Annotated in this window: 22 protein-coding genes; 16 read left to right on the forward strand and 6 right to left on the reverse strand. The window is 61.6% G+C overall.

From position 1 onward, the window contains the following. Positions 1-136: 136 nt before the first annotated feature. From H2170_12290 to H2170_12300, 3 genes are all read right to left on the reverse strand, one after another. Positions 137-1651, reverse strand: a complete 1515-nt coding sequence (locus H2170_12290) for an ABC-F family ATP-binding cassette domain-containing protein (protein ID MCS6300856.1) — start codon at positions 1649-1651, stop codon at positions 137-139. 73 nt (positions 1652-1724) lie between these two features. Then, entirely contained in the window at positions 1725-3956 is a 2232-nt protein-coding gene (locus H2170_12295) for a hypothetical protein (GenBank protein MCS6300857.1), read from the reverse strand. Positions 3957-3987: 31 nt separating this feature from the next. Continuing rightward, positions 3988-5943 carry a hypothetical protein gene (locus H2170_12300; GenBank protein ID MCS6300858.1) on the reverse strand — a complete coding sequence of 652 codons (1956 nt, stop codon included), beginning with the start codon at positions 5941-5943 and terminating at the stop codon, positions 3988-3990. Between the two features lie 387 nt (positions 5944-6330). On the opposite strand from H2170_12300, the gene H2170_12305 reads away from it, so the two are divergent. Further along, complete coding sequence (locus H2170_12305; GenBank protein ID MCS6300859.1) at positions 6331-6687, forward strand: hypothetical protein; 357 nt, start codon at positions 6331-6333, stop codon at positions 6685-6687. A gap of 196 nt (positions 6688-6883) precedes the next feature. Here the strand turns inward: H2170_12305 and clpB are convergent, their stop codons facing one another. Next, positions 6884-9475: an ATP-dependent chaperone ClpB gene (gene clpB / locus H2170_12310; GenBank protein MCS6300860.1), complete on the reverse strand. Its 2592-nt coding sequence runs from the start codon at positions 9473-9475 to the stop codon at positions 6884-6886. Positions 9476-9778: 303 nt separating this feature from the next. Between clpB and H2170_12315 the strand changes: the two genes are divergently transcribed. Together H2170_12315 and H2170_12320 are read left to right on the forward strand one after the other, a co-directional pair. Further along, complete coding sequence (locus H2170_12315; protein ID MCS6300861.1) at positions 9779-11152, forward strand: FAD-binding protein; 1374 nt, start codon at positions 9779-9781, stop codon at positions 11150-11152. A gap of 27 nt (positions 11153-11179) precedes the next feature. Then, positions 11180-12562, forward strand: a complete 1383-nt coding sequence (locus H2170_12320; protein ID MCS6300862.1) for a 4Fe-4S dicluster domain-containing protein — start codon at positions 11180-11182, stop codon at positions 12560-12562. Between the two features lie 9 nt (positions 12563-12571). Here H2170_12320 and H2170_12325 read toward each other — a convergent pair whose 3' ends face one another. Next, entirely contained in the window at positions 12572-13456 is an 885-nt protein-coding gene (locus H2170_12325) for a 5'-3' exonuclease (protein ID MCS6300863.1), read from the reverse strand. Between the two features lie 234 nt (positions 13457-13690). On the opposite strand from H2170_12325, the gene rpiB reads away from it, so the two are divergent. The 11 genes from rpiB (at position 13691) to H2170_12380 (ending at position 21699) form a co-directional block, all read left to right on the forward strand. Next, entirely contained in the window at positions 13691-14131 is a 441-nt protein-coding gene (gene rpiB, locus H2170_12330) for a ribose 5-phosphate isomerase B (GenBank protein ID MCS6300864.1), read from the forward strand. A gap of 18 nt (positions 14132-14149) precedes the next feature. Then, positions 14150-14668: a hypothetical protein gene (locus H2170_12335; protein MCS6300865.1), complete on the forward strand. Its 519-nt coding sequence runs from the start codon at positions 14150-14152 to the stop codon at positions 14666-14668. 63 nt (positions 14669-14731) lie between these two features. Further along, complete coding sequence (locus tag H2170_12340) at positions 14732-16807, forward strand: transketolase (GenBank protein MCS6300866.1); 2076 nt, start codon at positions 14732-14734, stop codon at positions 16805-16807. 133 nt (positions 16808-16940) lie between these two features. Next, a complete protein-coding gene (locus H2170_12345) occupies positions 16941-17453 on the forward strand; it encodes an HAD-IIIA family hydrolase (GenBank protein ID MCS6300867.1) in 513 nt (170 codons plus the stop codon). After that, a complete protein-coding gene (gene lptC, locus H2170_12350) occupies positions 17450-17896 on the forward strand; it encodes an LPS export ABC transporter periplasmic protein LptC (protein ID MCS6300868.1) in 447 nt (148 codons plus the stop codon). Before H2170_12345 ends, lptC begins: the two co-directional genes overlap by 4 nt. Beyond that, positions 17893-18483 (forward strand): hypothetical protein, encoded by a 591-nt coding sequence (locus H2170_12355; protein MCS6300869.1) that lies wholly within the window; start codon positions 17893-17895, stop codon positions 18481-18483. Before lptC ends, H2170_12355 begins: the two co-directional genes overlap by 4 nt. Beyond that, the gene (gene lptB / locus H2170_12360) at positions 18480-19256 is read left to right on the forward strand and encodes an LPS export ABC transporter ATP-binding protein (GenBank protein ID MCS6300870.1); all 777 of its coding nucleotides are present in this window, start codon (positions 18480-18482) and stop codon (positions 19254-19256) included. Before H2170_12355 ends, lptB begins: the two co-directional genes overlap by 4 nt. Before the next feature lie 24 nt (positions 19257-19280). Then, a complete protein-coding gene (gene hprK, locus H2170_12365; protein MCS6300871.1) occupies positions 19281-20285 on the forward strand; it encodes an HPr(Ser) kinase/phosphatase in 1005 nt (334 codons plus the stop codon). 39 nt (positions 20286-20324) lie between these two features. Further along, positions 20325-20780 carry a GNAT family N-acetyltransferase gene (locus tag H2170_12370; protein ID MCS6300872.1) on the forward strand — a complete coding sequence of 152 codons (456 nt, stop codon included), beginning with the start codon at positions 20325-20327 and terminating at the stop codon, positions 20778-20780. A 20-nt stretch (positions 20781-20800) separates the two neighbouring features. After that, positions 20801-20959 carry a hypothetical protein gene (locus H2170_12375; GenBank protein ID MCS6300873.1) on the forward strand — a complete coding sequence of 53 codons (159 nt, stop codon included), beginning with the start codon at positions 20801-20803 and terminating at the stop codon, positions 20957-20959. A 107-nt stretch (positions 20960-21066) separates the two neighbouring features. After that, positions 21067-21699, forward strand: coding sequence for a superoxide dismutase [Mn] (locus H2170_12380; GenBank protein MCS6300874.1), 633 nt, complete (start codon positions 21067-21069; stop codon positions 21697-21699). A 344-nt stretch (positions 21700-22043) separates the two neighbouring features. Here the strand turns inward: H2170_12380 and H2170_12385 are convergent, their stop codons facing one another. Further along, complete coding sequence (locus H2170_12385; GenBank protein MCS6300875.1) at positions 22044-23237, reverse strand: PD40 domain-containing protein; 1194 nt, start codon at positions 23235-23237, stop codon at positions 22044-22046. 112 nt (positions 23238-23349) lie between these two features. On the opposite strand from H2170_12385, the gene H2170_12390 reads away from it, so the two are divergent. Further along, a complete protein-coding gene (locus H2170_12390) occupies positions 23350-24432 on the forward strand; it encodes an Mrp/NBP35 family ATP-binding protein (protein ID MCS6300876.1) in 1083 nt (360 codons plus the stop codon). A gap of 230 nt (positions 24433-24662) precedes the next feature. Continuing rightward, positions 24663-24956: a hypothetical protein gene (locus H2170_12395; protein MCS6300877.1), complete on the forward strand. Its 294-nt coding sequence runs from the start codon at positions 24663-24665 to the stop codon at positions 24954-24956. The last annotated feature ends 37 nt before the right edge of the window (positions 24957-24993 follow it).

The raw sequence follows: 24993 nt of genomic DNA on the forward strand, positions 1-24993 counted from the left end.
TCGAAACGACTCCGTCGTACCTCTACGCGCTCTACACTCCATCGTACCTCTACGCGTTCTACATTCCTAACGTAGCCATATCGCGGAGCGATTTTGATCCGAGATCGTAAATCCTAAAAGCATCTATCCGTTGGTATCACCTCTGAATCTCCAGCCGCGTGTCGCCGGCGTCATCGCGCACGAGTTTCCAATCGCTAGCGGTGATCTCCGCCAAAAACGCCTCGTCGTGACTCACCAGCAGCATTGCGCACGGGCAATCCGCCAGAGCATCTTCCAAGCAACGAATCCCCGGCAAATCCATGTGGTTGGTCGGCTCGTCCATGATGATCAGGTGAGGACCGCGCACGATGCCGATGGCGAGCAGGAGTTTCCTCACTTCGCCCGGACTTGGCAGTGCACTTTCCAACAACCGCCCTGGCCGCGAGCCGAGTCGGCTGATCGTGGTCATCACCCGGCCGCGTTCGTCGTTCGGCAGGCGCTTGATTGCCTCCAGCAGCGCGCAGGAATCCCCGGCGGAGATTTCCTGCGGCACGCTGACCAACTTCTCCGCTGGTAACTGCAGGTGCCCAAGCAAGTGGCGAATGAGCGTGCTTTTACCGAGACCGTTGGAACCGGTCAGTGCGATACGACTGGTGCCGCCGATTTCCAGATCGGGAAAGTACAACTGGCGCCCGCCACCCAGCGGCAAGCTGCCCGTTGGTAAGCGCAGTAAAAAGTCGCGCGGCATGTAGGAGGCCCCATCTACCCAAATGCCGGTTTCATAACGTTTTTTGAGCGTGGTCTCGGCGCGCTGCGTGGCGACCTTGCCCGCCTTCTGGTTCATCTGCGCGACCATTTTACCGGCATAGGCGTCCTTGCCGGACATCTTGGCCAAGTTGCGCTGAGCACGGCCATCGTGGTCGTGGGCGGGAATTTTGATTTGTTTGGAGCCGCGCGAGGCGGCCGACTTCTGATCGGCAACCACTCGCCGGCGCTGTGCCTCGACGTGGAGTCGGTTTTCGGTGCGGCGGAGGGCATCGTCGGCGCTGCGGGCGGATTTTTCCTCGTTGTCCTGTTGCTCCATCGCCTCGGTCACGCCACCGGGCCGCAGCACGGCGTCGGGTGGATCGATGATCAAACATTGGGTGCACAACTCGTCTAACAGCGCGCGGTCGTGGCTCACCAGCAGGCCGATGCCGCCAAACTCCGTGAGCGCCATCAGCAACAAGCGGCGCGCATCGGCGTCGATGTGGTTGCTCGGCTCGTCGAGCGCGAGAACGGCCGGCTCGCGCCAAAGCGCGACGGCGATTTGTGCCCGCTTGCGTTCGCCGTGGCTCAGGGTGGACCAACGCTCCGGCCAGTCCTCGACCACGCGCAGGCGCGCCTTAAGCACGGTGGCGTCGGGCGCCCAAATAAAATCTTCAAACATCGCGGGAGGCTCGTCGGTGCGTTGGGCGACATAGAGCGCCAGCCCTTGCGTGTGCACCGCCCCGCTCTGCGCGGCGAGTTCACCGGTGACGACTTTCAACAAGGTGGTTTTACCCGCGCCGTTAGGCCCGACGATGCCCGTCCAGCCGAGAGGAAACTGCACCGTAAGGTCGGTGAAGAGAGGCGCGGTCATGCCCGGATGGGCGAACTCGACGGATTGAAGGGCCAGCTGGGCGGAAGCCATAGCGGGCATGGTGATGGCGCGTTAGAACCCGGCAATGCCAAGTTAAACAAGCACCCTCGCTGCCCAAGTTCGCTTACGGCAGCACGAGTTCGGCGTTGAGCACGTTGTTCTTCGGCTCAGTCGAGGCTCCGGCAAAGTTAAACAACACCAGGTTGCCACCGAGGGTGACCGTCTGCTTGTTCGCCTCGCCGACAGGGCCCCAAACGGCCGGGTCAAACTTCAGTTCTACCGGCCCAGCCTGCGTCGTAAAGGACGCCTTGCCCGGCGCGATAACACCTCGCTGGCCAAGCGCCAGCGACGCGCGGTTCATCTTGACCGAATACACCAATGAAAGCGGGCCGCGGTACTCGGTCATCTGAATCGGCGTGAACACCGTTTCCATCTTCACCGAGGTCGGCAGACAAGTGATCAAGGTCTTGAGGGCAAACCGCGCATGGGTGCCGCTGATCTCGAAGACCACCTTGCCCTCGCGCACCGCCTTGGTGACGGAAGGAGTGAAATCGGAATCCGACATTGTTCCGGCGGTGAAGGGTTTACCCGTCCCTACGTAAGCCCCCTGAAGTTCGATCCAGCCAAGCTCGTCAACAAGCACCCGTTTGCTGCTGTCGGTGAGCTTACGCAGATAGCCGCGATCGGAAACCTCCAGGCTATATTTTTCGTTACGGAAACTCCGGGGCGAAGCCATCTCCTCAGCCAAGAAAAGGGCATTTTTCTGCTCTTGGCGCTGTAACTCCTCGGCGGAAACCGTGGCCACCGCTGGTACAACCTCAGCGCTGCCGCCACCGCCGCGAGTGAACAGCACCGCTCCAAGTCCGCCCAAAACGACCACAGCGGCCACCGCCGCTAAAAGCGCCACCGGCTTCTTCTTGGGCGCCACAACCGTTTCAACTGCTGACTCCTCAGCCGTAATCTCTGCTTCACCGGCGAGCGACGCCGCGGATTCCGTGACGACTGGAACCGGCTGAGCTGCCTTAGCCGCTTTGGCTGCGGGAGCGGCTCTGGCCGCGCGCACAGGAACGCTGGGCTTCACCGCTGGAGCAGGTGCCGCCGCTTTGGCTGCTACCGCTGCGGCAGGTTTTGCGGCCACGGCCGACTTCTGAGCGGCATTCGGTTTAGGCGTTGCGCCGGCCGACACGGTGACTGGCACCGGCTTGGCGCTCACGGGCGCGGCGGCGGATGCAGGCGCGGGTGCGGAGGAGGCCGTTTTCACCGGCGCTGGCGTTGGCGTGATCACGGGTGCAGGTGCAACGGCAGGTGCCGGCGTTGGCGCGGGCGCAGTAACAACCGCCGTAGCCTCATCCAACCAACCCGGGGCCCAAGGCGCGTCGCTCGAGCCACGCTGGGAAGCGTGCAAAAGCAAACCAAGCGCCGAAACCGGCAAACCCGAATCAAGGGCCGGACCGGTCACGTTGCGCTGAGCGCAAAAGGCAGAAAGGTCGGGGGCGAGCAAATCGAGCTCAAGGGCCGAAGCCAAGGCCTTGGGCAGCCAAGCCTGGCCGCTCGGCAAGCCGACCACATGGAGCGTTGTCGGCACCACGCCCAGCGCAGTGATTGAAGGCCTTAAAAGCGCAGCCAGACGCTCCGCGATCGGGCCCGCAGCGTCCGTAAAATCGTAACTGGCGTTAAAAAACAACTTGCTCGCCGCAGCGCGGAACCGCAGCCCCAGTCCGGCTTGCACGGCATCGAAGAGTTGGGCGAAACCGGCCGGAATCGACGCAACCGCCTCACAGCCAGCAGCCGAAACGCATGCAACCAGGGCGTCCGTTTCGGCGATTTGCCAGATCAACACACGGGACGACTCAGGCAAGTCCTGCAGCGTGAGCGCGACCGCGCCGATACGCGCAGGGAAGGCGAGGTTGCGCGCGGCCGCAGATAATCCCAATGAATCGAGGCGCGCGGTAGCGTCGTCGAGTTGCGAACTGATGCAGCCCGCAATGACCCAAGGCGCCGAACCCACCGTATCCACCCGAGCTCCGGTGGCCCCGTCGAACGCGACGGCTTTAAATCCACCGGCACCGACCTGCGCCGCAGTCTCGGCGCGGGCAAGCAAGCGCTTGGCGGTGCGAATCGAGGCCGATTCCTCAGCACTCGCGCGAAGCACAAAACTTGGCGACGGCGCAATCAGCGCCTGCACATGGCTGCTCGCGACCGTGGCACCGATTTGCGAGAGCGCGGCCGTGACGGCACCGGACTCGGGTGCACACTCCACATAACCCGTTATCTGGCCAGCTGCATCCACGGCCAATAGTTGCACGGAATGGGTCGCCAACTCGACTAACAGACGCGGAGATGAGGGGGTAGCCATGGGTGGAAAAAAAGCAGCTACTGCGATAAAATCAAACTGAACTCATCAGCGCCTGCATGGTCTGTCGCTTCTTCTCTAATATCGCAATTTTTTCGGCAAGCGCGGCATTTTCCTGTTCGAGGGCCTGTCGCTCTGCTTCCACGAGCTGCTGCTGATTTGTAACGGCCGTCTGTTCTTTTTTGATCTGAACGGCCTGCTCGGCGTGGAGTTTTTCCGTGGTAGCCAGCTTGGCCTCGCGAGCCGAGAGCCCGGCTGAAGTTTTATCGAACGCAACCTTGGCCGCATCGAGGTTCGCATGTTCTTCGGCGGCGGCATCTGCATCGGCCTCCAGCCGAGCCAGTAATTTGGCGACCTCCTTCTCCTTGGCCAACAAAGCCAATTCGCGCGCAGCAACGGCGGCGGCGCGTTCTTCGGCTTGCGCCAGCAACGGAGCGACAGCAGCGCGGGCATTGCGCTCGACCTCCGCCACCCGACTTTCCGCCTCAGCCAAGGCCGCAGCACGCGCGCCAAGGACCCGCTCTTGATCAATAATGGCCTGCGACCGCTTGGCCAACTCGCCAACCTTTAGCGCCTGTTCCGCAAGCGACTCATCCAGCCCAGCTGCATCGGCATCGATACGCGCGGCTTCCGCAGCCAGTTTCGTCTGGCTCGCCTTCACTTCCGCCCGCTCGGCCTGGGTCTGAGCCTGCGCCTTTGCCTGCTCGGCCTTAATCTTTTCCACGGCCGCGAGTTCTTGGGCCAAGCTCCTTTGCTCAGCCAACACGGCGGCTTTGGCCACGCCGATTTCCGCCTCCGCCTCGCCCAAGGTGCGCTCGCGATCGGCATACTTTTCAGCCTGTTTTCCGATCTCCTTTTCACGCGCCGCCAACTCGGAAACTTGTTTCTTCAACGCAGCCTGCTCGCCCGTCAACTCGTTGGCCTCCGCCTCGATGCGCGCGGCTTCCTTACTTAACTTGGCCTGCTGAGCCTCCAGTTCGGTGCGTGCCTTGGTCACCGAAGCCAACTCATCCTGGAGGGCTTGGCGCTGGGCTGCGAGCTCAGCGGTCTCTTGGGCGAGGCGCGCCTGAGCCTGCGGCAAGTTTTTCCCGGCTTCTTCAAATTTAGTCTTCTCTGCAGCGAGGGATTTTTCCCGCGCGGCCAGCATCTGCTCGCTCACCTCAAACTCGGCGAGCGCTTCTTCATGCGCCTGGCCCGCTTGAGTCTGACTGGCGACCTGTTGGGCTAATTGTTGCTCCCGTTCGGCCATTGCTGCGGAGGCTTGGCTGGCGGCCAACTGGGCTTGAGCAAGCGCGGCACGGGCTACGTTAAGCGACTCTTGTTCAGCAGTCTGCTTATTTTTAACCAGCGTAAATGCCGATTCCATTTCAGCCAACGCCTGCTCGCGCGCCTCGATATCTTGGCCTCGTGAAACAACGGTGGTCGCGGCTAAATTTTGTGCCTCCTGCGCGGTCTGAAGCTCGCGTCCCAGTCGGTCACACTCCAGCCGTAACGTGTTTAGTTCCTTCACGTCGGCAGCGCTCGCCCCCTTGGTAGCGGCAGGCAAGGACGGCGCCCCGTCGGCGGTCAAAAACAGCGTTAGGCTTGAGCGGCAATTGGCTAGCGCCGTCGCTCCCCCACCGGTGAAAAAAGGCTTAATGAGCTCATCCACCCGCGTCAGCACCCCGCCCAAGTTCACGGGAACAGGAAAGAGGTCACGTACCCCAAGGCGGATCGCTTTCACCACAAAATCCAACGGCGGCTTCTCGCAGACGAGCACGATGTGGGCGTCGGGCTGATAACCCCCAATTTTCTCCGTCAACTCGATCAATGCGGTTTCCTTGCCCCGCCCATCACACACGATGAGGTTAAATTTCTCGGATTGATAGACCGCCGAAAACTCAGCCTCGCTGGCCAAGGGGCGATGATACAACCCGCCCTCCGTCACCACTAAGGCTTGGGCATGAAACGCATTCGATCCGGTCCGGATTAAAAGAATTTTGGCCGACATGGTGTTACAAGGATGAGTTAACTGCCCGACTAAAAGGAGCTGGGCAGTGAAAGGGGGTGGGTGAACCCACAAGCTATGGAGCTCGCTCGCAACAGCTAAATCTGCGCATCGGGCCGTTTAAATAATTTTTACCGCTCACGAGCGAACAAACCACGATTCCTGACAGCCATTTGCAGTCGCCACCCCGCCTATAAAACATCGCCCATACCCCATCTGCCAGCACGACTGTTCGTTGGATAATTCGGCAACCAAAACCCTAGCATGAAGTTAATCGCCCCTCGTCCAAAATTGACGCAAAAACGGGACCGCTAAATCCACCTGAGTTTCCCCTCCGGTTTGACACCGAAGCGCGGCTGATATGAAGGACTGGGCCGCCACCCGCACATCATGAAGAAGTCGTCCTCCGCAGTTAAAAACTACTACATCCTCCCGTGCTGCTTATTGTTACTCAACTTGGCCAACAGTTTGGTGGGCTACAAAGCCGAGCTGATTGAGGAGCCGCTGCTGCGCACACTGGTGGTGATCTTCATCGTGCTCTGCGGCTCATCGCTGGTGGCTTTCGTGCTGGCGCCTGCGATTGGCTTGGCGGTCAACACCCTGTTGCGAAGCAGCCGCCGCAACGGCGGTCAACTCGGTGAAACGCTTGCCTTACTGGTGCTCGGTGCGGCGGTTTTCTGGGGCTATTACCTGCTCTGTAATCACGGAGCGGCATCCCTGCTGCCTAAAATCTGGCGCAACGCCTAGCCGGGCGCCACCAGGACGGTTTTATCGAGGCAAATTCGCCGCAAGGGAACGCAAGATTACCAATTCCTCTTCAAGGTGAGCTGAATTGGCCAGAGACGGCCAACGCTAGTATATTTCCCAATCCCGTGCAGCTTTGGACGTGTCCGGCCAATTTGCCTCATCTTGCTCGATATTAGCCCCGGTCTGGGGCCGCCATTCACTTCGCGGGAACCAGCACCAGCTCGTCACCTTTGACAATAAAGACCACCTCGGTGCCCTCCGCCACCGTCCCGCCGATGAGCGCCCGCGCCAGTTTCGTCTCGATCTGACGCTGCAGAAAACGCTTGAGCGGGCGCGCACCAAACACCGGATCGTAGCCTTTCTCGGCGGCCCAATCGCGCGCCTTTTTGTCGAGCTTCACCGTCACCCGACGCTCGACCAGCCGTCGGTTCAGATCGGCCAACAACAGGTCAACGATGCGCGTAATCTCTTCCAACGTAAGCGGCTTGAACAACACCGTCTCGTCGATGCGGTTGAGAAACTCAGGGCGGAAGGTGTGGCGCAACTCCGCCATCACCGACTCGCGTACCGTTTCGGGAATAATATCGCCGGTCACGCCCTCCAACAGAAAGCGTGAGCCGATGTTGGACGTGAGGATAATCACCGTGTTTTTAAAATCCACGGTGCGCCCCTGCGAATCCGTGATGCGCCCGTCGTCCAAGACCTGCAGGAGCACGTTAAACACGTCGGGATGCGCCTTCTCGATCTCGTCGAACAGGATAACTGCGTAAGGCTTACGCCGCACAACCTCGGTGAGTTGGCCGCCCTCGTCGTAACCTATGTAACCGGGAGGAGCCCCGATGAGTCGGGCTACACTGTGCTTTTCCATGTATTCCGACATATCGATGCGCACCAAGGCCGCTTCGCTGTCGAACAGCGTTTCGGCCAAGGTTTTCGCCAGCTCGGTCTTGCCGACTCCCGTCGGCCCGAGAAACAGAAAGCTGCCAACCGGACGGCGCGGGTCTTTGATACCGGCGCGCGCCCGTAAAATGGCGTCGGTCGCCAATTGCACCGCTTCGTCCTGCCCGATCACGCGCTCGTGCAGAGCATCAGCCAGCCTCAAAAGCTTCTCCTTTTCGCCCTCGACCATACGAGAAACCGGCACGCCGCTCCACTTCGACACCACCTCGGCAATTTCCTCGGCCGAAACCTCCTCCTTAAACAACTCGGTTTTGGCTGCGCTGGTCTCGGTTTTCTTCAACTCCGCTTCCAGCTGCGGGATCTTGCCATGGCGCAGTTCGGCCAGCTTGTTGAGGTCGTAGGCGCGTTCGGCTTTTTCCAACTCGATGCGGGCAGCGTCGAGTTCCTCGCGCACCTTGCGCACCCGATCCACCGAGGCCTTCTCCTTCTCCCAGCGTGCTTTGAGCGCGATAGCCTGGGAACGGGCGTCGCCCAACTCCTTGCGCAACACGTCGAGCCGCTGCTTGGATGCCTCGTCTTTTTCCAACTTCAGGGCGGCTTCCTCGATCTCCAGCTGAAGCACGCGGCGCTGGAGCGCGTCGAGTTCCTGCGGCGCGGAATCCATCTCGGTGCGGATCATCGCGCAGGCCTCGTCCACTAGGTCGATGGCCTTGTCGGGCAAAAAGCGGTCGCTGATGTAGCGGTTCGACAGAGTGACGGCAGCGACCAACGCGTTGTCCTGAATGCGCACGCCGTGGTGGAGCTCAAAGCGCTCGCGAATGCCGCGCAGGATGGAAATGGCGTCCTCGACCGACGGCGGCTCGACAAGCACCGGCTGAAAGCGGCGCTCGAGCGCGGCGTCCTTTTCGATGTGTTTGCGGTACTCATCGAGCGTAGTCGCACCGATGCAGTGTAACTCACCGCGGGCGAGCATGGGCTTGAGCAGGTTGCCCGCATCCATCGCTCCCTCGCTTTTCCCCGCGCCGACGATGGTGTGCAACTCGTCGATGAAAAGGATGATGCGCCCCTCGCTCTGCTTGATCTCGGTGAGCACGGCCTTGAGCCGCTCTTCGAATTCACCGCGGTATTTGGCACCGGCGATCAGCGCTCCCATATCGAGCGAAAAGATCGTCTTGTCCTTAAGTCCTTCGGGAACGTCGCCGCGCACGATGCGCTGGGCCAAGCCCTCGACGATGGCCGTTTTGCCCACGCCGGGTTCGCCAATCAGCACCGGGTTGTTTTTGGTTTTGCGCGAGAGGATGCGCACGGTGCGCCGGATCTCGTCGTCGCGGCCGATCACCGGGTCCATTTTCCCCAAGGTGGCGAGTTTGACCAAATCGATGCCGTACTTCTCCAACGCGGCGTAAGTGGTCTCGGGGTTGTCGGTGGTGACACGCTGGGAGCCGCGCAACTCCTTGAGCGCCTTGAGGGTTTTACTGCGCTCGATGCCGAAGGATTTGAAAAACTTCGCGAGGGCGTCGGGTTTGGCCACGTCGATCAAGCCGAGGAACAGGTGCTCAACGGAGACAAAGTCATCCTTGAGCGATTTAGCCTCCTCCTCGGCGCGGGTAAAAACTTCGTTCATCGACTGGGTCACGTAGACCTTGGAGGAGTCGACACTGCCGGTTACCGTGGGCAGGCGGTCGAGCTCTCGCTCGGCGGCCAGTTGCAAGGCGCTGATCGTAAGGCCGACTTTTTCAACCAGGGTGGGCACGATGCCGCTTTCCTGGGCGAGCAGGGCGTGGAGCAAGTGCCAGGTTTCCACCTCGTTGTGGCTGCGACGACGCGCCTCGGACTGGGCATCGGTGACGGCCTGGCGGGACATTTGGGTGAGTTGGTTAAAATCCATAGTGGGCCACCTATCGCACGCCGCGGGCCAAATCACCATGGGGCCTTCGCCCGAGGGAAAGCGGGGTCGAAGTCATCAGCGGCGGTGGGTCAACTTGCGTCAGCGCTGTCGCAGTCCTGCGCCAAACCGGCAACGGCTCCATCCAAAAAAACGCCGCGAAAAGTAGCGCAGACGTCCAGTCTGCTCCGGGTGAACAGCCACCATCCCCAGAGGCAGACTGGAAGTCCGCGCTACTCCTACCCCACCCCCCAAAAAAAACTCGGCTTTGCTTCCGTGCGTGCGCCTCACCACGTTCACATCCCCGTGGCCGACCTCATTGATCAACTCACTCAACGCTTGGGCACGCACCGCGTGCTCACCGCCCGCGAAGACATCCTGCCCTACGGCTTCGACGGCACCGCGACGCTCAAACAACTCCCGGCCTGCGTGATCTTCCCGCGCGACGCCGCCGATGTGTCCTTCGCCCTGATCCTCGCCCGCGAACACGGCGCACCCGTGGTCACCCGCGGCAGCGGCACGGGGTTGTCTGGTGGCAGCGTGCCACTGCCCGGCTGCATCGTGCTCTGCCTCGCCCAGATGGACCGCATCCTCGAAGTCGATACGGCCAACCTCACCCTGCGCGCCGAAGCGGGAGCCATCACCCAAAAGATCTACGAAGCTGCCGACGCCGCCGGCCTGTTTTACCCGCCCGATCCCGGCTCGATGAAAATCAGCACCATCGGCGGTAACGTGGCGGAAAACTCCGGCGGCCTGCGCGGTCTCAAATACGGCGTCACCCGCGACTATGTCATGGGCCTGGAGGTCGTCTTGGCCGACGGCTCGATCTGCTGGCTCGGCTCGAAGTGCGTGAAAGACGTCGCCGGCTACAACCTGCGCGACCTGTTCATCGGAAGCGAGGGCACCCTCGGGGTGGTCACCCAGGTGTTGTTAAAACTCCTGCCCCGCCCCGCCGCCCGCCAGACGCTGCTCGCCGCCTTTTTGTCGATGGAGTCCGCCGCCGAAACCGTATCGGCGATCATCGCCGCGCGCATCATCCCCTGCACGCTGGAGTTCATCGACCAGACCACCCTGCGCTGCGTTGAGGATTTCGCCAAAGTCGGCCTGCCGCGCGAGGCCGCCGCGATTTTATTGATCGAGACCGACGGCCACCCCGCCGCCGTGGCCGAGGAAGCCGCGCACATCGAAAAACTCTGCCGCGACCACGGCGCGAGCTCGGTGCGCCGCGCGGCCAACGCCACCGAAGCCACCCAGTTGGCCACCGCACGGCGCAGCGCGTTTTCGGCCCTCGCGCGCCTGCGCCCGACCACGATTTTGGAGGACGTCACCGTGCCGCGCAGCGAACTCGCCGGCATGATCCGCGCGATCGACGCCATTGCCCAAAAACACGCCCTGGCCATCGCCACGTTTGGCCATTTTGGAGACGGCAATTTGCACCCGACGATCCTCACCGACGAACGCGACCACGCCGAGATGCACCGCGTGGAGTTGGCCATCGCCGACATCGTCACCGCCACCCTCGAACGAGGCGGCACGATCACCGGCGAACACGGCGTCGGCTTGGCCAAAAAAGCCTTCCTGCGCCGCCAGTTGGGCGACGCCTCCTTCGAGTTGCTGCGGCTGGTGAAACGCGCGCTGGACCCGGACGGCCGCCTCAATCCGGGTAAAATCTTCGACTGAGCGAAACCACCCCGCCCGATTCACCCGATGAAATCCCTCCGCGACCTCGATTACTCCGTGCTCCAGCAGTGCATGCACTGTGGCCTGTGCCTGCCGAGCTGCCCGACCTACGAGGAAACTAAACGCGAACGCCACAGTCCGCGCGGACGCATCGCCCTGATGCGCGCTATCGCCGACGGCGAACTCGAACTCACCAAAACCTTCGGAGAGGAAATGTATTACTGCCTGGGTTGCCTGGCCTGCACCAGCGCCTGTCCGGCTGGGGTCAACTACGCCGAGCTGCTGGAAACCGCCCGCTCCGAGGTCGAGCAATCCGGCGTGCTCGCCACGCCCACCCGCAGTTTTATCCGCACGGCCATGCTGCGCGTGGTATTCACTCGCCCACGACTGCTGCGCGCCATCGGTCGGCTACTCTGGCTGTGGCAAACCAGCGGATTGCAAACCCTGGCCCGCCGCGCCGGTTTGATGAACCTGCTGCCGTCCAACCTACGCCGGCTCGAACCACAGGCCCCGAAGATCCTGGAGAAATTCTCCCACCAACTGATCCAACCCATAGAGAGCCCCGTCGCCCCCCGCGCCGCGTTGGATGTTGGACGTTCAATGTTGGATGTTGAACGTTGCCCGGCTCCGCCTCCGTCCACCGTCCGCCTCCGCCGCGTGGTCGTGCTCACCGGATGCGTGCAAGACCTCGCCTTTGCCGACATCAACCGCGCCACCGTCGACGTGTTGCTAGCCAACGGCTGCGAAGTCCACACCCCGCCCGTGCAACCCTGCTGCGGTTCGCTCCACGCCCACAACGGCGACAACGTCACCGCCCGCGACCTCGCCCGCCGGCAACTCGATTTAATTAACCCCGCCGACTTCGACGCCATCATCAGCAACGCCGGCGGCTGCGGTTCGCATTTGCGCGCCTACGGCCACCTGCTGCACGACGACCCCGCCTACGCGCAAAAAGCCGCCGCCTGGTCGGCCAAACTGCGCGATATCCACGAATACCTAGTCGAAATCGGCTTCCGCCCGCCGACAGCCACCGCGCCCACGACGACGGTGACCTACCACGAGAGTTGCCACCTATGCCATGGCCAGAAGGTGAGCGCCCAACCGCGCGCCATCCTGCGTGCGCTGCCGGGAGTAAAGCTGCGCGAATGCGCCGAGTCGCAGTGGTGCTGTGGCAGCGCGGGTATTTATAACATCACCCAGCCCGAAACCGCCGCGCGCTTGCAGGAGCGCAAAGTCGGCCACGTGCTGGCCACCGGAGCGCACATCGTCGCCACGGCCAATCCCGGCTGCCACTTGCAATTGGCCAACGGCTTGGCCCAACACGCGGGCAATTCGGGCGCCCCGGCAATCGAGGTGACGCATCCCGTGGTGTTACTGGCCCGCGCCTACGCTGCGGAAAAACTCGGCTAACGCGGCAGGTTAAAATAAAAACTCGGGCTGGCTGTAGCGGGTGCGCGCCTCGTTGAGCCCGCCCTTCATTTCAAAGCCCTCCAAAAGGGAAAACAATTGGGCCGAATCGACGATGGGCGCTTGAGCGGCCACCGTGGGCAACGCCAAGTTCAGCGTGGTCAGCTTCAAATTGCGCCGCAGGTCGTCGGCACGTTCGCGCACCACCGCGCGGAAACGCTCCGGCTCTAGTTTGTCCGCGTTGGCGATGACTCCCTCGATGTTGCCAAAACGCTGGAGCCATTTGACCGCGGTTTTGGGCCCCACCCCGGAGATTCCCGGGATGTTGTCGGAAGTGTCCCCGACCAAGGCCAGGTAGGCCGCGATTTGGTTGGGAGGGACGCCGAATTTCGCCAGCACGGCGGCGGTATCGCGAAACTGCCAGCCGAGCTTGGGGTTGGCCGAGGGCGGAGGCAGGAGGATTTTGATGCGGTCGTCGACGATCTGGGCGAAATCCTTGTCGGAACTGACGATCAGCACCTCGTGGCCCTGATTAGCCAAGGCGACGGCTTGGGACGCCAGCACGTCGTCGCTCTCGACCCCGTGTTGCTCAATGCCGATGTAGCCCATGGCGCGGGTGAGGGCCTTGATCGGCTCGATTTGTTGGCGCAGGGCCTCGGGCATTTCGGAGCGTTGCGCCTTGTATTCAGGCAGCAACGCCTGGCGTTCGTGGGAACCATCGAGGTCAAAAAACACCAAGGTACCGAGGGGCTTTTCCTGATCGGCCAGCTTCCACAGCGACTTGACCCAACCGTGGAGGGCGTTGGTCGGAAAGCCATCGGCGCGGGTGAGCTCCGGAACGGCGTGAAAGCAGCGGTAAGCCAGATTGTAACCGTCGATGAGGAGCCATTTTGCCATTCGGGAAACCAAGGGGACCTCGACTGCCCATGGCAAAGCGAAAGCCGGATAAAAAAGTAGCGCAGACTTCCAATCTGCTTTGAGCTGAGAAAAGCAGCCCTAGGCAGAATGGAAGTCTGCGCTACTTTAAACCCACGCACCCCAACCGGCGTTTTGGTTTGCCGCCGAACTCCTCCGAGAGAATAACCACGGGCTTTTTAACGCCCACCTCGCCGCCCTTTTACCGCCACCACCATGAAGACCTACTCGATCGCAATCGGCTCCGACCACGCCGGCTACGCCTATAAAGAAGCCATCAAAGCTGCGCTCCTGGCCGACGGCCACACCGTGCGCGATTTCGGCACCTACTCGAACGCCTCCTGCGATTACCCTGATTTTATCCGCCCCACCGCGGAAGCAGTCGCCCGCGGCGAATTTGAACGCGGCATCGTGCTGGGCGGCTCGGGTAACGGCGAGGCCATCGTCGCCAACAAGGTTAAAGGCGTCCGCTGCGGCCTGTGCTGGAACGAACAGATCGCTATCTGGAACCGCTCCCACAACGACGGCAATGTGCTCTCGATCGGCGAACGCACTGTGACCGAGGCCCAGGCGATCCAGATCGCCCGCGTCTGGCTGGCCACCGAGTTCGAAGGCGGCCGCCACGTGGCCCGCATCCAAAAAATCGAGCAGGCCTGAGCCTATCGTAACGTCCCGATGCCGACCGCCCCGCGTTATTTCCTCCGCGAGGACGGCCGGCGCACCGGTCCGCACAGTCTGTCGGTACTTAAACAAAAGGCCGAGCTGGGCCTGCTCAGCGCCGACAGCCTGCTGGCCCCCGAGACCGAGCCCGAAGCGTGGGCGGCATTGCGCGAATCGCAGGTGCTTTGCGAAGAACTCATCCCCGCCCGACCGCACTACACCCTGGGCAAACGGGAAGTAGAGCACGTTAACCGCGCCGACACCCCCGCCCCGCCCTCGGTTGAAGAAATGCTCCGGGCCAACCTCGCGCGCCAGCAGAAGGCGGAGGGCGAGTTGCTCAAACCCATGCCGCCCCGCTCCAACCGCCGACGCAACGACTACTTGATCTCGGCCATTGCGGGAAATCTGCTGGCGGCACTCGGCTTTATCTATTTGCCCGGCAATCCAGTCACCTTCGTCTACTTGGTCGCATTCGTCGTAATCTATAACATCAGCTTGGTCTGGGTCCTGTTTTTCGTAATGGATCGCTACTGAGTGAGACGGCAAATCTATCGCTTGCCCACCACCCCTACGCTCCTCACCTTCGGCGGACTCGACATGGCTTTTCCTACACCTCCCGCCATCCTTACTGAGCGCAACCTGAGCGCCGGCGAACTCGATCAGAACCGCCCAGCCGCCCTCCTGCGCCTGTACGCTTGGATGCATCTCGCCCGCACCGGCGACAACCGCATCCTCGACCTGTTTCGCCAGGGCCTGATCAAGGGCACCGTCACCGGCGGCCAGGGCAACGAGGGGCTGATCATCCCGCTCATCCTGCTCGCCGACAAAACCATCGACGCGGTCTCGTTTACCCACCGCGATTTCGGCGGCCACCTGATCTGGAGCGACCACCTCTGCGAGCACCTCAATCAGTATTTCGCCAACGCGCTCAGCCCGACAAAGGCCCGCGAAGGGAACGTGCACCACGGCGACGTCAAAAACCGCTCGCTGCCGATGATCTCGCACCTCGGTTCAATGCTCTCGCACGTGCTCGGTGTGACCGACTCCCAGCGCCGCCACGGCAAGACCGCCGTTGGCTTCACGTTTTTTGGCGACGGTAGCTCCAGCACCGGCGACATCCACGAGTCGCTCAACTTGGCCTCGTTGCTCTCCCTGCCGATCGTCTTCGTCATCGAGAACAACAAGTACGCCTACTCGACCCCGATCAGCGAACAGTTCACCGCCGGCACCCAGCTCTATAAACGCGCCGCCGGCTACGGCATGGAGGGCTTCGAAATCGACGCCACCGGCGACATCGAGACGGTCACCCGTACCCTCGCGGCCGCCATCGACAAAGTTCGCATCACCTCGCGCCCCGTCCTCATCGAGGCCCACACGATCCGCATGCGCGGCCACGCCGCCTACGACACCTGCGACTACCTCGCACCGGGTGAACTCGAAACCATTCTCATCCAGGACCCGCTGCCCAAGTTCCGCGACCAACTCGTCGCCGCCGGCCACACCGCCGCCATCGAAAAAATCGAGACCGAGCTCCACGCCTACCTGGAGGCCTGTATCCAGATTTCGCTGGCGGTACCGCGCCCCGCACCTGACGCCCAAATGCTGGCGGACGTCTTCGCGCCCGCCGCCCCGGCGCTGCCTTGGCATCCCTCCGTCAACTCTGAGCTCCCAGCTCCTAGCTCTGAGCTCAAAGCTCCCACCGCCCAGCTCAATTTCGCGCAGGCGATCAACGCCGCCCTGCGCAAGGTTTTGGCCGAACGCGCCGAGTCGCTCCTGCTCGGGCAGGACATCGGCACCTACGGCGGCGCGTTCAAGGTCACCGACGGCCTGTTAAAAGACTTCGGCCGTGCCCGCGTTTTCAACACTCCGCTGGCCGAGAGCGCCTGCACGGGCTGGGCGATCGGCCTCGCCCTCAACGGCCACCGGCCGATCGAGGAGTTCCAGTTTGCGGACTTCTCCACGGAGGCGGTTACCCAGATCACGCTCAACGCGGCGACCTACCACTTCCGCTCCGGCGCGGCGGTGCCGATCGTCTTCCGTCTGCCCTGCGGCGGCGGGCTCACCATGGGCTCGTTCCATTCGCAGGAGCTCGAGTCGCTGTTCCTCTCGATGCCCGGCCTCAAGGCGATTTACCCGAGCACCCCGCAGGATGCGTTCAACGCCATCCTCGCCGCCTACGAAGACAACAACCCGGTGCTAATCTTTGAGCACAAGGGCCTGTATCGGCGCGGCAAACACGCGGTGAGCTGGGACGCCAACTACCGCGACGTCTGGCAGCCCAAGCACCTGCGCGCCGGCAGCTACGCGACCTTTGTCACCTACGGCGAGATGACGATTCCGGCGGCCGAAGTCTGCGACTACTTCGAGAGCGAATACGAAATGACCTTCGACCTGTTCGACCTGCGCGGGCTGGCGCCGCTCAAGCTCGACGCCATCAAGGCTTCGCTGGAGCGTACCCACCGCCTGATCGTGTTACACGAAGGCCGCCGCACGCACGGCTTCGGCGCCGAACTGGTGGCGCGCCTGACCGAGGAGCATTTTTTCTCCATGGAAGCCGCCCCGCTGCGCATTGCCGCCGCCGACATGCCCGTGCCCTTCGCCCCCGAGCTGGAGGCAGTCTACCGCCCGACCAAAGAAAAGCTCATCGAGCAAATCGCCAACTGGATCGGCTAAAACGCGCTTCGCGCGAAATCCCAAACTTAAAAACCCAAAAACCAAAACATCCAAATCGCAAAAACGCCGACTGCGCCCTGGGTTGATTCCTTCTTGGGATTTGGCCGCTTGGAGTTTGGGATTTTTAAAAAACATGAAAGCCATCATCCCCCCCGCCCGCTGGGCCGCCGTTCGCCTGTTTGCCATGGACGTCGATGGCGTCCTCACCGACGGCACCATCCACGTGTCCTCCGACGGCGTCGAAACCAAGACGTTTTCCATCCTCGACGGCATGGGCTTGGTGCAACTGCGCAAGCAAGGTGTTGCCACCGCTTGGATCAGCGGACGCGCATCCGGCGCCACCACGGTGCGCGCCACCGAGCTGCAAATCCCCCACCTCGTACAAGGCCGTACCGACAAGATCACTGCGCTCCAGGAACTCGCCGCCACCCTCGGCCTCACCGCCGAACAAATCGTTTACATGGGCGACGACCTCATCGATACCGCAGCCATCCAATGGGCCGGTATTGGTGTGAGCGTACCCGACGCCATGGCCGAACCGTTCGGCGCCGCTGATTACGTTACCCGCCGCCCGGCTGGTCGCGGAGCCGTGCGCGAAGTCTGCGATCACATCCTTGCCGCCCACCGCTCCGCCACCGCCGCGTGAACCCAATAAAGCCCCTTTTTATCGCCCTGTTGGCAGGGACATCGGCTCTCATCGCGGCTGAACCCCCTGCGCAGATCCGGCCCAGTGCGCCGATCAAAGAATTCCGCCTGCCCTCCTTCGACAAAGACGGCCAAAAGACCTCGTTCATGCGCGCGGCCGAGGCCCTCTTCATCACCGCCACGCAGGTCGACGTGAAGGAGCTGCAGCTCACCTTGTTCACCAAGGATGGCACCGGCGGCTTTGACACCGTGTTGCTGGCCCCAGGCGCGACCTTTCAAACCGACCAGCAGATCGTCAGTGGCAAAGACCAGGTTCGCCTGATCCGCCTCGATGTAGAAGTCACCGGCGAGCAATGGTCGTACAATCACCCCGAGAAACGGGTTATAATCGCCAAGAACACCCGCGTTATTTTCCAAGAAGAGCTAAAAGATATCATCAAATGAACCGCCCTTTCCCCCGTTTGCCGACGCTACTGCTGGCTCTCCTCACCGCCCCCGCCCTGCTCAGCGCCGCCGACAAGAAACCGGCCGCCGCCTCGGTGCCCACCGTCATCACCAGCACCTCGATGGAGATGTGGAGCACCGACACCGAGACCCGCTCCATTTTCAAAGAAAACGTGACCGTGACCGGCAACAACCTGCGCCTCACCTGCGACAAGCTGGATGTGACCGTCGTGCGCATGCACGGAAAGGACGACAAAAACGCCGCCATTCCAGCCGTGGAAAAGTTCAAGACCCTGGTGGCCACCGGCAACGTCCACATCGTGCAAGGCGAGCGCGAGGTCACCTGCGGAAAAGCCGAGGTCTTCCCCGGCGAGGACCGCGTGGTGCTCACCGAAAAGCCGGTGGTGATCGACAACGACGGCCCGTACGTTGCCACCGGCGATCGCATCGTGCTGCTCCGCGGCGAGCGGCGGATTTTTGGCGACAACATCCGCCTTCAAGGCCCGCCCATCCGCGACCTCGGCTTCGAGAAAGACAAGCCCGTCCAGGCCCCCGCAGCACTGCCCCGTCCTACGAGCAAACCATGAGTTCCACCGCGCAACCAGCACCGTCTTCCGCAGCGGAATTGCAATCCTCTCGCTCCGAGATCCAAGCCCATGGCTTGGTGAAAACCTATGGTGAACGCGCCGTGGTCAACGGCATCGACCTGCGGGTGCACGCCGGCGAAATCGTCGGCCTGCTCGGGCCCAATGGCGCCGGCAAGACCACGACGTTCTACATGGTCGTCGGGCTGGTTCCGGCCACCCGTGGCCGCGTTCTGCTCAACGGCCAGGACATCACCCACCTGCGCATGCACGAACGCGCCCGCCTCGGGCTCGGTTACCTGCCGCAGGAGCCATCCACCTTCCGCAAACTCACGGTCACCGAGAACATCCTGGCGATCGCCGAGGCCATCAAAATCCCCCGCGCCCAGCGCGCCGCCGTGGTGACCCAGCACCTCGAAGAGTTGCACCTCACCCACGTGGCTAAGCAGCCCGCCTACACCCTCTCGGGTGGCGAGCGCCGCCGCTTGGAGATTGCCCGCGCGCTGGTCACCAACCCGAAATTCCTGCTGCTCGACGAGCCCTTCGCCGCCATCGACCCGATCTCGGTTTCCGAGGTTCAAAAAATCATCCTTCAGCTCAAATCCCGCGGGATTGGTGTCATCATCACCGACCACAACGTGCGCGAAACCCTGCGTATCGTCGACCGCGCCTACCTTATCCACCAAGGACGCGTGCTCAGCGAAGGCACCGGCGCGTTCCTCATCAACGACGCGCAAGCCCGCGAGTTTTACCTCGGCAAAGACTTCAACCTTTAACCCCGCTTTAAAGCCCCCTCCCCCATGTCAAAGGCCATCCACGGAATCACTGTCGCCCACTTCGAAGAAAGCTACCGCGACAAGCTCAAGCTGGACCTCATTTCTGGTGCCGAGGGCCGCCACCGGCTCATCAAGGAAGGCTCCATTAACCGCCCCGCTCTTGCCCTTACAGGTTTCTTCAAGTACTTCGCGAACAAGCGAATTCAGGTGCTCGGTGCCGCTGAGATGACGTTCTTCAAGACGCTCTCGCACGAGACCCAGGTCACCATCCTCAACGAGATGGTGGACCGCAGCATCCCCTGCTTGGTGCTCACGCGCAACTTCCACCCCACCCCGGCGATGGAGCAGATCTCGCGCGAGCGAAAGCTCCCCATTTTCCGCACCGCCATGATCACCATGCACTGGGTGAATCTGGCCACGCTGTGCATCGACAACGAGTTTGCGCCGTCCTCCACCGAGCACGCCACCACCCTCGATGTGAAGGGCGTGGGAGTGATGCTGCGCGGCGACTCCGGCGTGGGTAAAAGCGAGTGCGCTCTCGCGCTGATCGAACGCGGCCACTCCCTCGTCTCGGACGACCTGACCTGCATCAAGCTGCTCGACGAACGCGACCTGATCGCCTCCAGCCGCCCGCTCAACCGCGGTTACATGGAGTGCCGCGGTATCGGCATTATCAATATCGCCGAAATGTTCGGCGTGAAAAGCGTGCGCGTGGAGCAACGCATCGACTTGGTCGTTTCGCTGCGCGAATGGACGCCGGAGGCCATCGAGGAGCGCACCGGGTTGGAGGAAAACCACTACGAAATCCTCGGCATGAACATCCCCCACGTGGAACTGTTTGTGCGCCCCGGCCGTGACATCGCACGCTTGGTCGAGGTGGCCGCGCTGGTGCAGGCGCTTAAGAAGATCGGCCACGACCCGGCCAAAACCTTCAATGATCGCCTGATCAAATTCATGGCTCAACAGGCCGAGGAAAAGCCGCGCACCATCAAGCCCACCGAGCGCTCCCGCCCCCCTTTCGAGTTTTAAGCCAAAGCCTGTCGGGTGCCTCATTAACCCCGCCGCACCATGACACCAGTCCCGCTTCAGGCTCGATCGGCTACGCTCGCCGAAGCAGGCGTGCTCCTCGACCTCATGCGGGACTTCTACGCGGAGGAGCACCTAGTCTTTAATGAACCCGTCGCCCAGCGCGCACTGGCTGAACTGCTCGCCCAGCCCGACCTCGGCAGTATCCAACTCTTCGAGTCAACCGGCAGCGTGATCGGCTATGCGGTCATTACCTTTGGATTCAGTCTGGAATTCCGCGGCCGCCTGGCCCTGCTCGACGAGTTTTACCTCGTACCCGCCCAGCGCGGCCACGGGTTTGGCCGGAACGGACTGGAGTTAATCAAGGCATGGGTCCGCACGACAACGGTCGCCACCCTTCGCCTTGAAGTCAGCCGGACCAACGCTCGAGCCCGCTCGCTTTATCAAAACAACGGATTCCGCGACGAACAGCGCGACCTATTGACCCATTGGCTTTAACCCGAAACGCCCGGCATATCATGAAAATCCTGCCCCTGCTTTTTTCGGCCATTCTGAGCTATGTTGGCTGGGCGCTGGGTGAGCCGTTGGGCTTTTTTTGGGCGTTTGCCATCAGCGGGGTTGCCTCACTCGTGGGCGTTTATTTGGGATGGAAAACCGCGCGCCACTTCGGCCTGTAAGTGCAACCGCGAACGCCGGTCGGCAAAAGTGTCAGTACAGTTGACGCATTTGCCCGAGGTGCCAAGTTCCACCCCGACCCATTTCTTTTAACCCAACACCTACAACCATGTCCTACGAACTGCCCAAACTCGCCTACGCTTACGACGCCCTCGTTCCCCACATCGATGCCAAGACGATGGAAATCCATCACTCCAAGCATCACCAAGCCTACATCACCAATGTGAACAAGGCTCTGGCCGACGCGGGTGTCGCTGCCCCCGCCTGTGTGTGTGACCTGATCGCCGACCTTTCCAAGCTGCCCGAGGCCATTCGTGGTGCGGTTCGCAACAACGGCGGCGGCCACGCCAACCACGCCTTCTTCTGGAAGATCATCGGCCCCGGCAAGGGTGGCGCCCCCAAGGGCCAGCTCGCCGCCGCCATCGACGCCACCTTTGGCAGCTTCGATAAACTCAAGGAAGAGTTCGCCAAGGCCGGCGCCACCCGCTTCGGCTCCGGCTGGGCTTGGTTGGTGGTCACCGCTGACAAGAAACTCGCGGTCGGTTCCACCGCCAATCAGGACAGCCCGGTGATGGGCAAGGCCGTTGCCGGTATCGAAGGCAAACCGGTCATAGCCCTCGATGTCTGGGAGCACGCCTACTACCTGAACTACCAGAACCGCCGCCCCGACTACATCGCCGCCTTCTGGAACGTGGTCGATTGGGACGCCGCCGAGGCCAACTACCTCAAGGCCACCGCCTGAGTTGTAGTCCACCACCGTGCGGCTTTCAGAATCCCTGAGCTCACGCTCAGGGCCACGCGGAATAGGGTCCCGAAGGGCGTGGCCTTGAGCGTGAGCTCAAGGTGGGCCTTCGCCCAACTACGCCAATTCCCTGAGCTCACGCTCAGGGCCACCCGCCGATAGAACAAGCTCCTTGTGGCCTTGCGCGTGAGCGCAGGGTTCTTGCCGATTTCGGCAGGCGCAGCTTGAACGTGAATGAGCGTTACTCGTCTCGAACTCAAACGCTGATTAGCGTCCACCCACAAAAAAGCCGTCCCGCACTATGCGGGACGGCTTTTTTGTGCACCGGTTAACTTAGGCCCACCTCAGCGCAGCCAAGCGCTGGCCTGCGAGGTCTGTTTGAGCTGGGAAGAACTCAGGCGCGTGGTCTTACCGGTCTCAGTATCGAGAATGCTGATGCTGCGGCTATTGGCGGCGCGCTCGGTGTAAACCAAGTGGCGGCCGTCGGCCAGCCAGCTCGGCTCGACGCCGTCCACCGGGGCTTTGGAAACAACTTTTGCAGGACCGCGTTTAGCCATGTCATAGACGGCGATCTGGTAGCCACTGCCGATGCGGGTGGTAAACGCGATCTTGTTGGGATCACCCACGCTCCAGTCCGGCTCGGCGCAGTAACCGCTGATGCTCGTTGGCACGCGCTGCATAGTGCCACCGGCAGCAGACATCGTGTAAAGCTGGGGGCCACCGGCCGCATCCGAAGTGAAGATGAGGCGCGAGCTGTCTGGCGACCAGGCCGGCGAGGCCTCGACCGAGGACGAGCGTGTGCGGCGAGCCACGCCGCGACCCTGGGCATTACTCACATAAATCTCGGGGTTGCCCTCGCCGGAAAGCACCAGCGCAACCTGTGAACCGTTGGGGCTAAAACGTGCGCCGCTGTTGGTCCCCTTGAAGCTCACGAAGGTGGTGCGCTGAAGGCTGTTTAAATCGAGCAGGAAAATGTCCGGGAAGCCCGACTTGTAGAAGCTGGTGTAAAGGATCTTACCGCCGTCCGGCGACCAGCGCGGCGTGATGGCTTGGGCGTTGTCCTTGGTGATCTGGCGGACCTCGCCGAAGAACAAGTCACTGGTGAAGACCTCGGACTTGCCGGAATATTCGCTGATGAACGTCAGACGCGAGGCGAAGAAGCCCTTGAGTCCCGTGCTGGCGGTGACCGCCGCATCGGCGGCGCGGAAAAAGGCGTTGCGCGTGCTGGTGCCCTGGGCGACCTGGTTGAGCACCACTGCGCCGGCCTTGGTCACGGTGACCTGTACTTGGTTGGCGGCTACCGGGGCGAACTTGATCTCGAAGCTGCCGCCGCTGGGAACCAGACGGATGCGGCCGTGGGCCTTGAAGGCAAGATTGGCGAGACTGGTGAGTTCTGGCGTGGAACCGGAGACACTCACCGCGATGGTTTTAAGATCTGCGGAGATGACAACATCGCCGAGATTACGGCTGGCTTGGGCAAAAACTGCGGTTGGCGCGAGGATCGCCAGTGCGACGAGAGATCGGAGCAGGTGTTTCATGACAAAAAAGTGATACGGATAGTTGCGAGAGGACAGGCCATTTCTATTTACAGCACCGCCACCTATAACAACGTAAAACCCTTCACCGTTCCCAAATTTCCTTATTATTACCGTGACTCCCGACGACATCAAAGAAGCCCTCAAACAAGTAAAATATCCCGGCTTCAGCCGTGACATCGTTTCCTTTGGGCTGGTGCGCTCGGCCGCCTTGGTTGGCGAAACCGCCAAGGTTTCTCTCTCACTCACCACCTCAGACCCCAAGATCCCCCTGCACCTCAAACAGGAGGTGGACAAATGCCTGCGCGCTATCCCTGGAGTGACCGCCACGGTGATCGACATCGCCGTGTCCCCCGCGCGCACCCCTGCCGCAGCCGGTGGCAATCTCGGCGGCAACACCGCCGCTCCCAAGACCATCAAATACGCCGTGGCCATTGCCTCAGGCAAAGGCGGCGTCGGCAAAAGCACCTTCGCGGTCAATTTGGCCTGTGCTCTGGCGCAACTGCTCACCGCTCAGGGCCGTCCAGGCCGCGTGGGCTTGATGGACTGCGACATTTACGGCCCCTCGGTGCCGCTGATGATGGGCATCGACGGCCGCCCCCAAGTCGAAGGCGACAACCTGCTTCCCCTGGAAAACTATGGCGTGAAGGTCATGAGCATGGGCTTCCTCGTCGACGACAACACGCCGGTAGTGTGGCGCGGCCCGATGATCATGAAGACCATCCAGCAGTTCGTGCAAAACGTGAAATGGGGCGAACTGGACATCCTCCTTGTAGACCTGCCTCCCGGTACCGGTGACGCGCAACTTTCGCTGGTACAAACACTCCCCTTGGACGGAGCCGTACTCGTCACCACGCCGCAGCCAGCTGCGACCAACGTGGCCCGCAAGGGCGGCCTGATGTTCCAAAAGGTCAACGTGCCCCTGCTCGGTGTCGCCGAAAACATGAGCTACTTCATCGACCCCGCCGGCCAGAAACACCACCTCTTCGGCGAAGGCGGCGGGCAGAAAACCGCAGATTCGCTCGCAACGGTTCTGCTCGGCCAAGTCCCCCTGATCAGTGAGATCCGCGCTGGTGGCGATACGGGTAAACCCATTGTCATCAACGCCCCGGAAAGCCTCTCAGCAGGTATTTTCCGCGAAATCGGCGACCGCCTCCTGCTGCAGCTTTCGCGCAAGCCAATGGCCACAACGCCATGATTTTGTAAAAAAAACGCGAAAGACGCGTATTGATTCCTCTCAATTGACACGCCGTAGGCTCGGCCTATTTTTCCCGAACTATTGTCAGCCCGAACCACAAACGAGACGCTCCCTTTCAATCAAATTATTTAGGCCTTCGCACTCTTTTATGCTTAAGGGAATCCATTCAGAGCCGATTTTAACAAGTAGTGTTAGCTAGTTGACCGACTCCATCCCTCGCCATGGTCGCCATGAATCAATCCCAGCCAAATACAACCGACTCCTCCTCACGTGAGTTCGTTAAGCAATCGATTCTGTATCAAGAGTTTCTAGCTGAGCGAGAAGAGGTTCTCCGCCATAAATGGCTGGAGTCCGAACGTCTTGGACACGACATCGGTTTTGAACGCGCCCTGCTCGACTGGATTCGTAAGCACCGCGAGAGCTGGCGCGTCGCCCGCCGTTCGACGCCTTCCTCCAGCCACGGTGGCGCAGCATCGATTCAATACTCGACCGCCCCCTTTAAAATTGCCAGTAACGCCAAGTAATGGATCGGATCAGCACCACCCTTGGTGCCGATCTCCG

Origin of the sequence: Opitutus sp. (assembly GCA_024998815.1) — a bacterium.
GTDB lineage: Bacteria > Verrucomicrobiota > Verrucomicrobiia > Opitutales > Opitutaceae > Rariglobus.

Excerpts from the sequence above, each read along its gene's own strand:
- H2170_12290 (MCS6300856.1), bottom strand. The coding sequence starts at position 1,651 with ATGGCTTCCGCCCAGCTGGCCCTTCAATCCGTCGAGTTCGCCCATCCG.
- H2170_12295 (MCS6300857.1), bottom strand. The coding sequence starts at position 3,956 with ATGGCTACCCCCTCATCTCCGCGTCTGTTAGTCGAGTTGGCGACCCAT.
- H2170_12300 (MCS6300858.1), bottom strand. The coding sequence starts at position 5,943 with ATGTCGGCCAAAATTCTTTTAATCCGGACCGGATCGAATGCGTTTCAT.
- H2170_12305 (MCS6300859.1), top strand. The coding sequence starts at position 6,331 with ATGAAGAAGTCGTCCTCCGCAGTTAAAAACTACTACATCCTCCCGTGC.
- clpB (MCS6300860.1), bottom strand. The coding sequence starts at position 9,475 with ATGGATTTTAACCAACTCACCCAAATGTCCCGCCAGGCCGTCACCGAT.
- H2170_12320 (MCS6300862.1), top strand. The coding sequence starts at position 11,180 with ATGAAATCCCTCCGCGACCTCGATTACTCCGTGCTCCAGCAGTGCATG.
- H2170_12325 (MCS6300863.1), bottom strand. The coding sequence starts at position 13,456 with ATGGCAAAATGGCTCCTCATCGACGGTTACAATCTGGCTTACCGCTGC.
- rpiB (MCS6300864.1), top strand. The coding sequence starts at position 13,691 with ATGAAGACCTACTCGATCGCAATCGGCTCCGACCACGCCGGCTACGCC.
- H2170_12335 (MCS6300865.1), top strand. The coding sequence starts at position 14,150 with ATGCCGACCGCCCCGCGTTATTTCCTCCGCGAGGACGGCCGGCGCACC.
- H2170_12340 (MCS6300866.1), top strand. The coding sequence starts at position 14,732 with ATGGCTTTTCCTACACCTCCCGCCATCCTTACTGAGCGCAACCTGAGC.
- H2170_12345 (MCS6300867.1), top strand. The coding sequence starts at position 16,941 with ATGAAAGCCATCATCCCCCCCGCCCGCTGGGCCGCCGTTCGCCTGTTT.
- H2170_12355 (MCS6300869.1), top strand. The coding sequence starts at position 17,893 with ATGAACCGCCCTTTCCCCCGTTTGCCGACGCTACTGCTGGCTCTCCTC.
- lptB (MCS6300870.1), top strand. The coding sequence starts at position 18,480 with ATGAGTTCCACCGCGCAACCAGCACCGTCTTCCGCAGCGGAATTGCAA.
- hprK (MCS6300871.1), top strand. The coding sequence starts at position 19,281 with ATGTCAAAGGCCATCCACGGAATCACTGTCGCCCACTTCGAAGAAAGC.
- H2170_12370 (MCS6300872.1), top strand. The coding sequence starts at position 20,325 with ATGACACCAGTCCCGCTTCAGGCTCGATCGGCTACGCTCGCCGAAGCA.
- H2170_12375 (MCS6300873.1), top strand. The coding sequence starts at position 20,801 with ATGAAAATCCTGCCCCTGCTTTTTTCGGCCATTCTGAGCTATGTTGGC.
- H2170_12380 (MCS6300874.1), top strand. The coding sequence starts at position 21,067 with ATGTCCTACGAACTGCCCAAACTCGCCTACGCTTACGACGCCCTCGTT.
- H2170_12385 (MCS6300875.1), bottom strand. The coding sequence starts at position 23,237 with ATGAAACACCTGCTCCGATCTCTCGTCGCACTGGCGATCCTCGCGCCA.
- H2170_12395 (MCS6300877.1), top strand. The coding sequence starts at position 24,663 with ATGAATCAATCCCAGCCAAATACAACCGACTCCTCCTCACGTGAGTTC.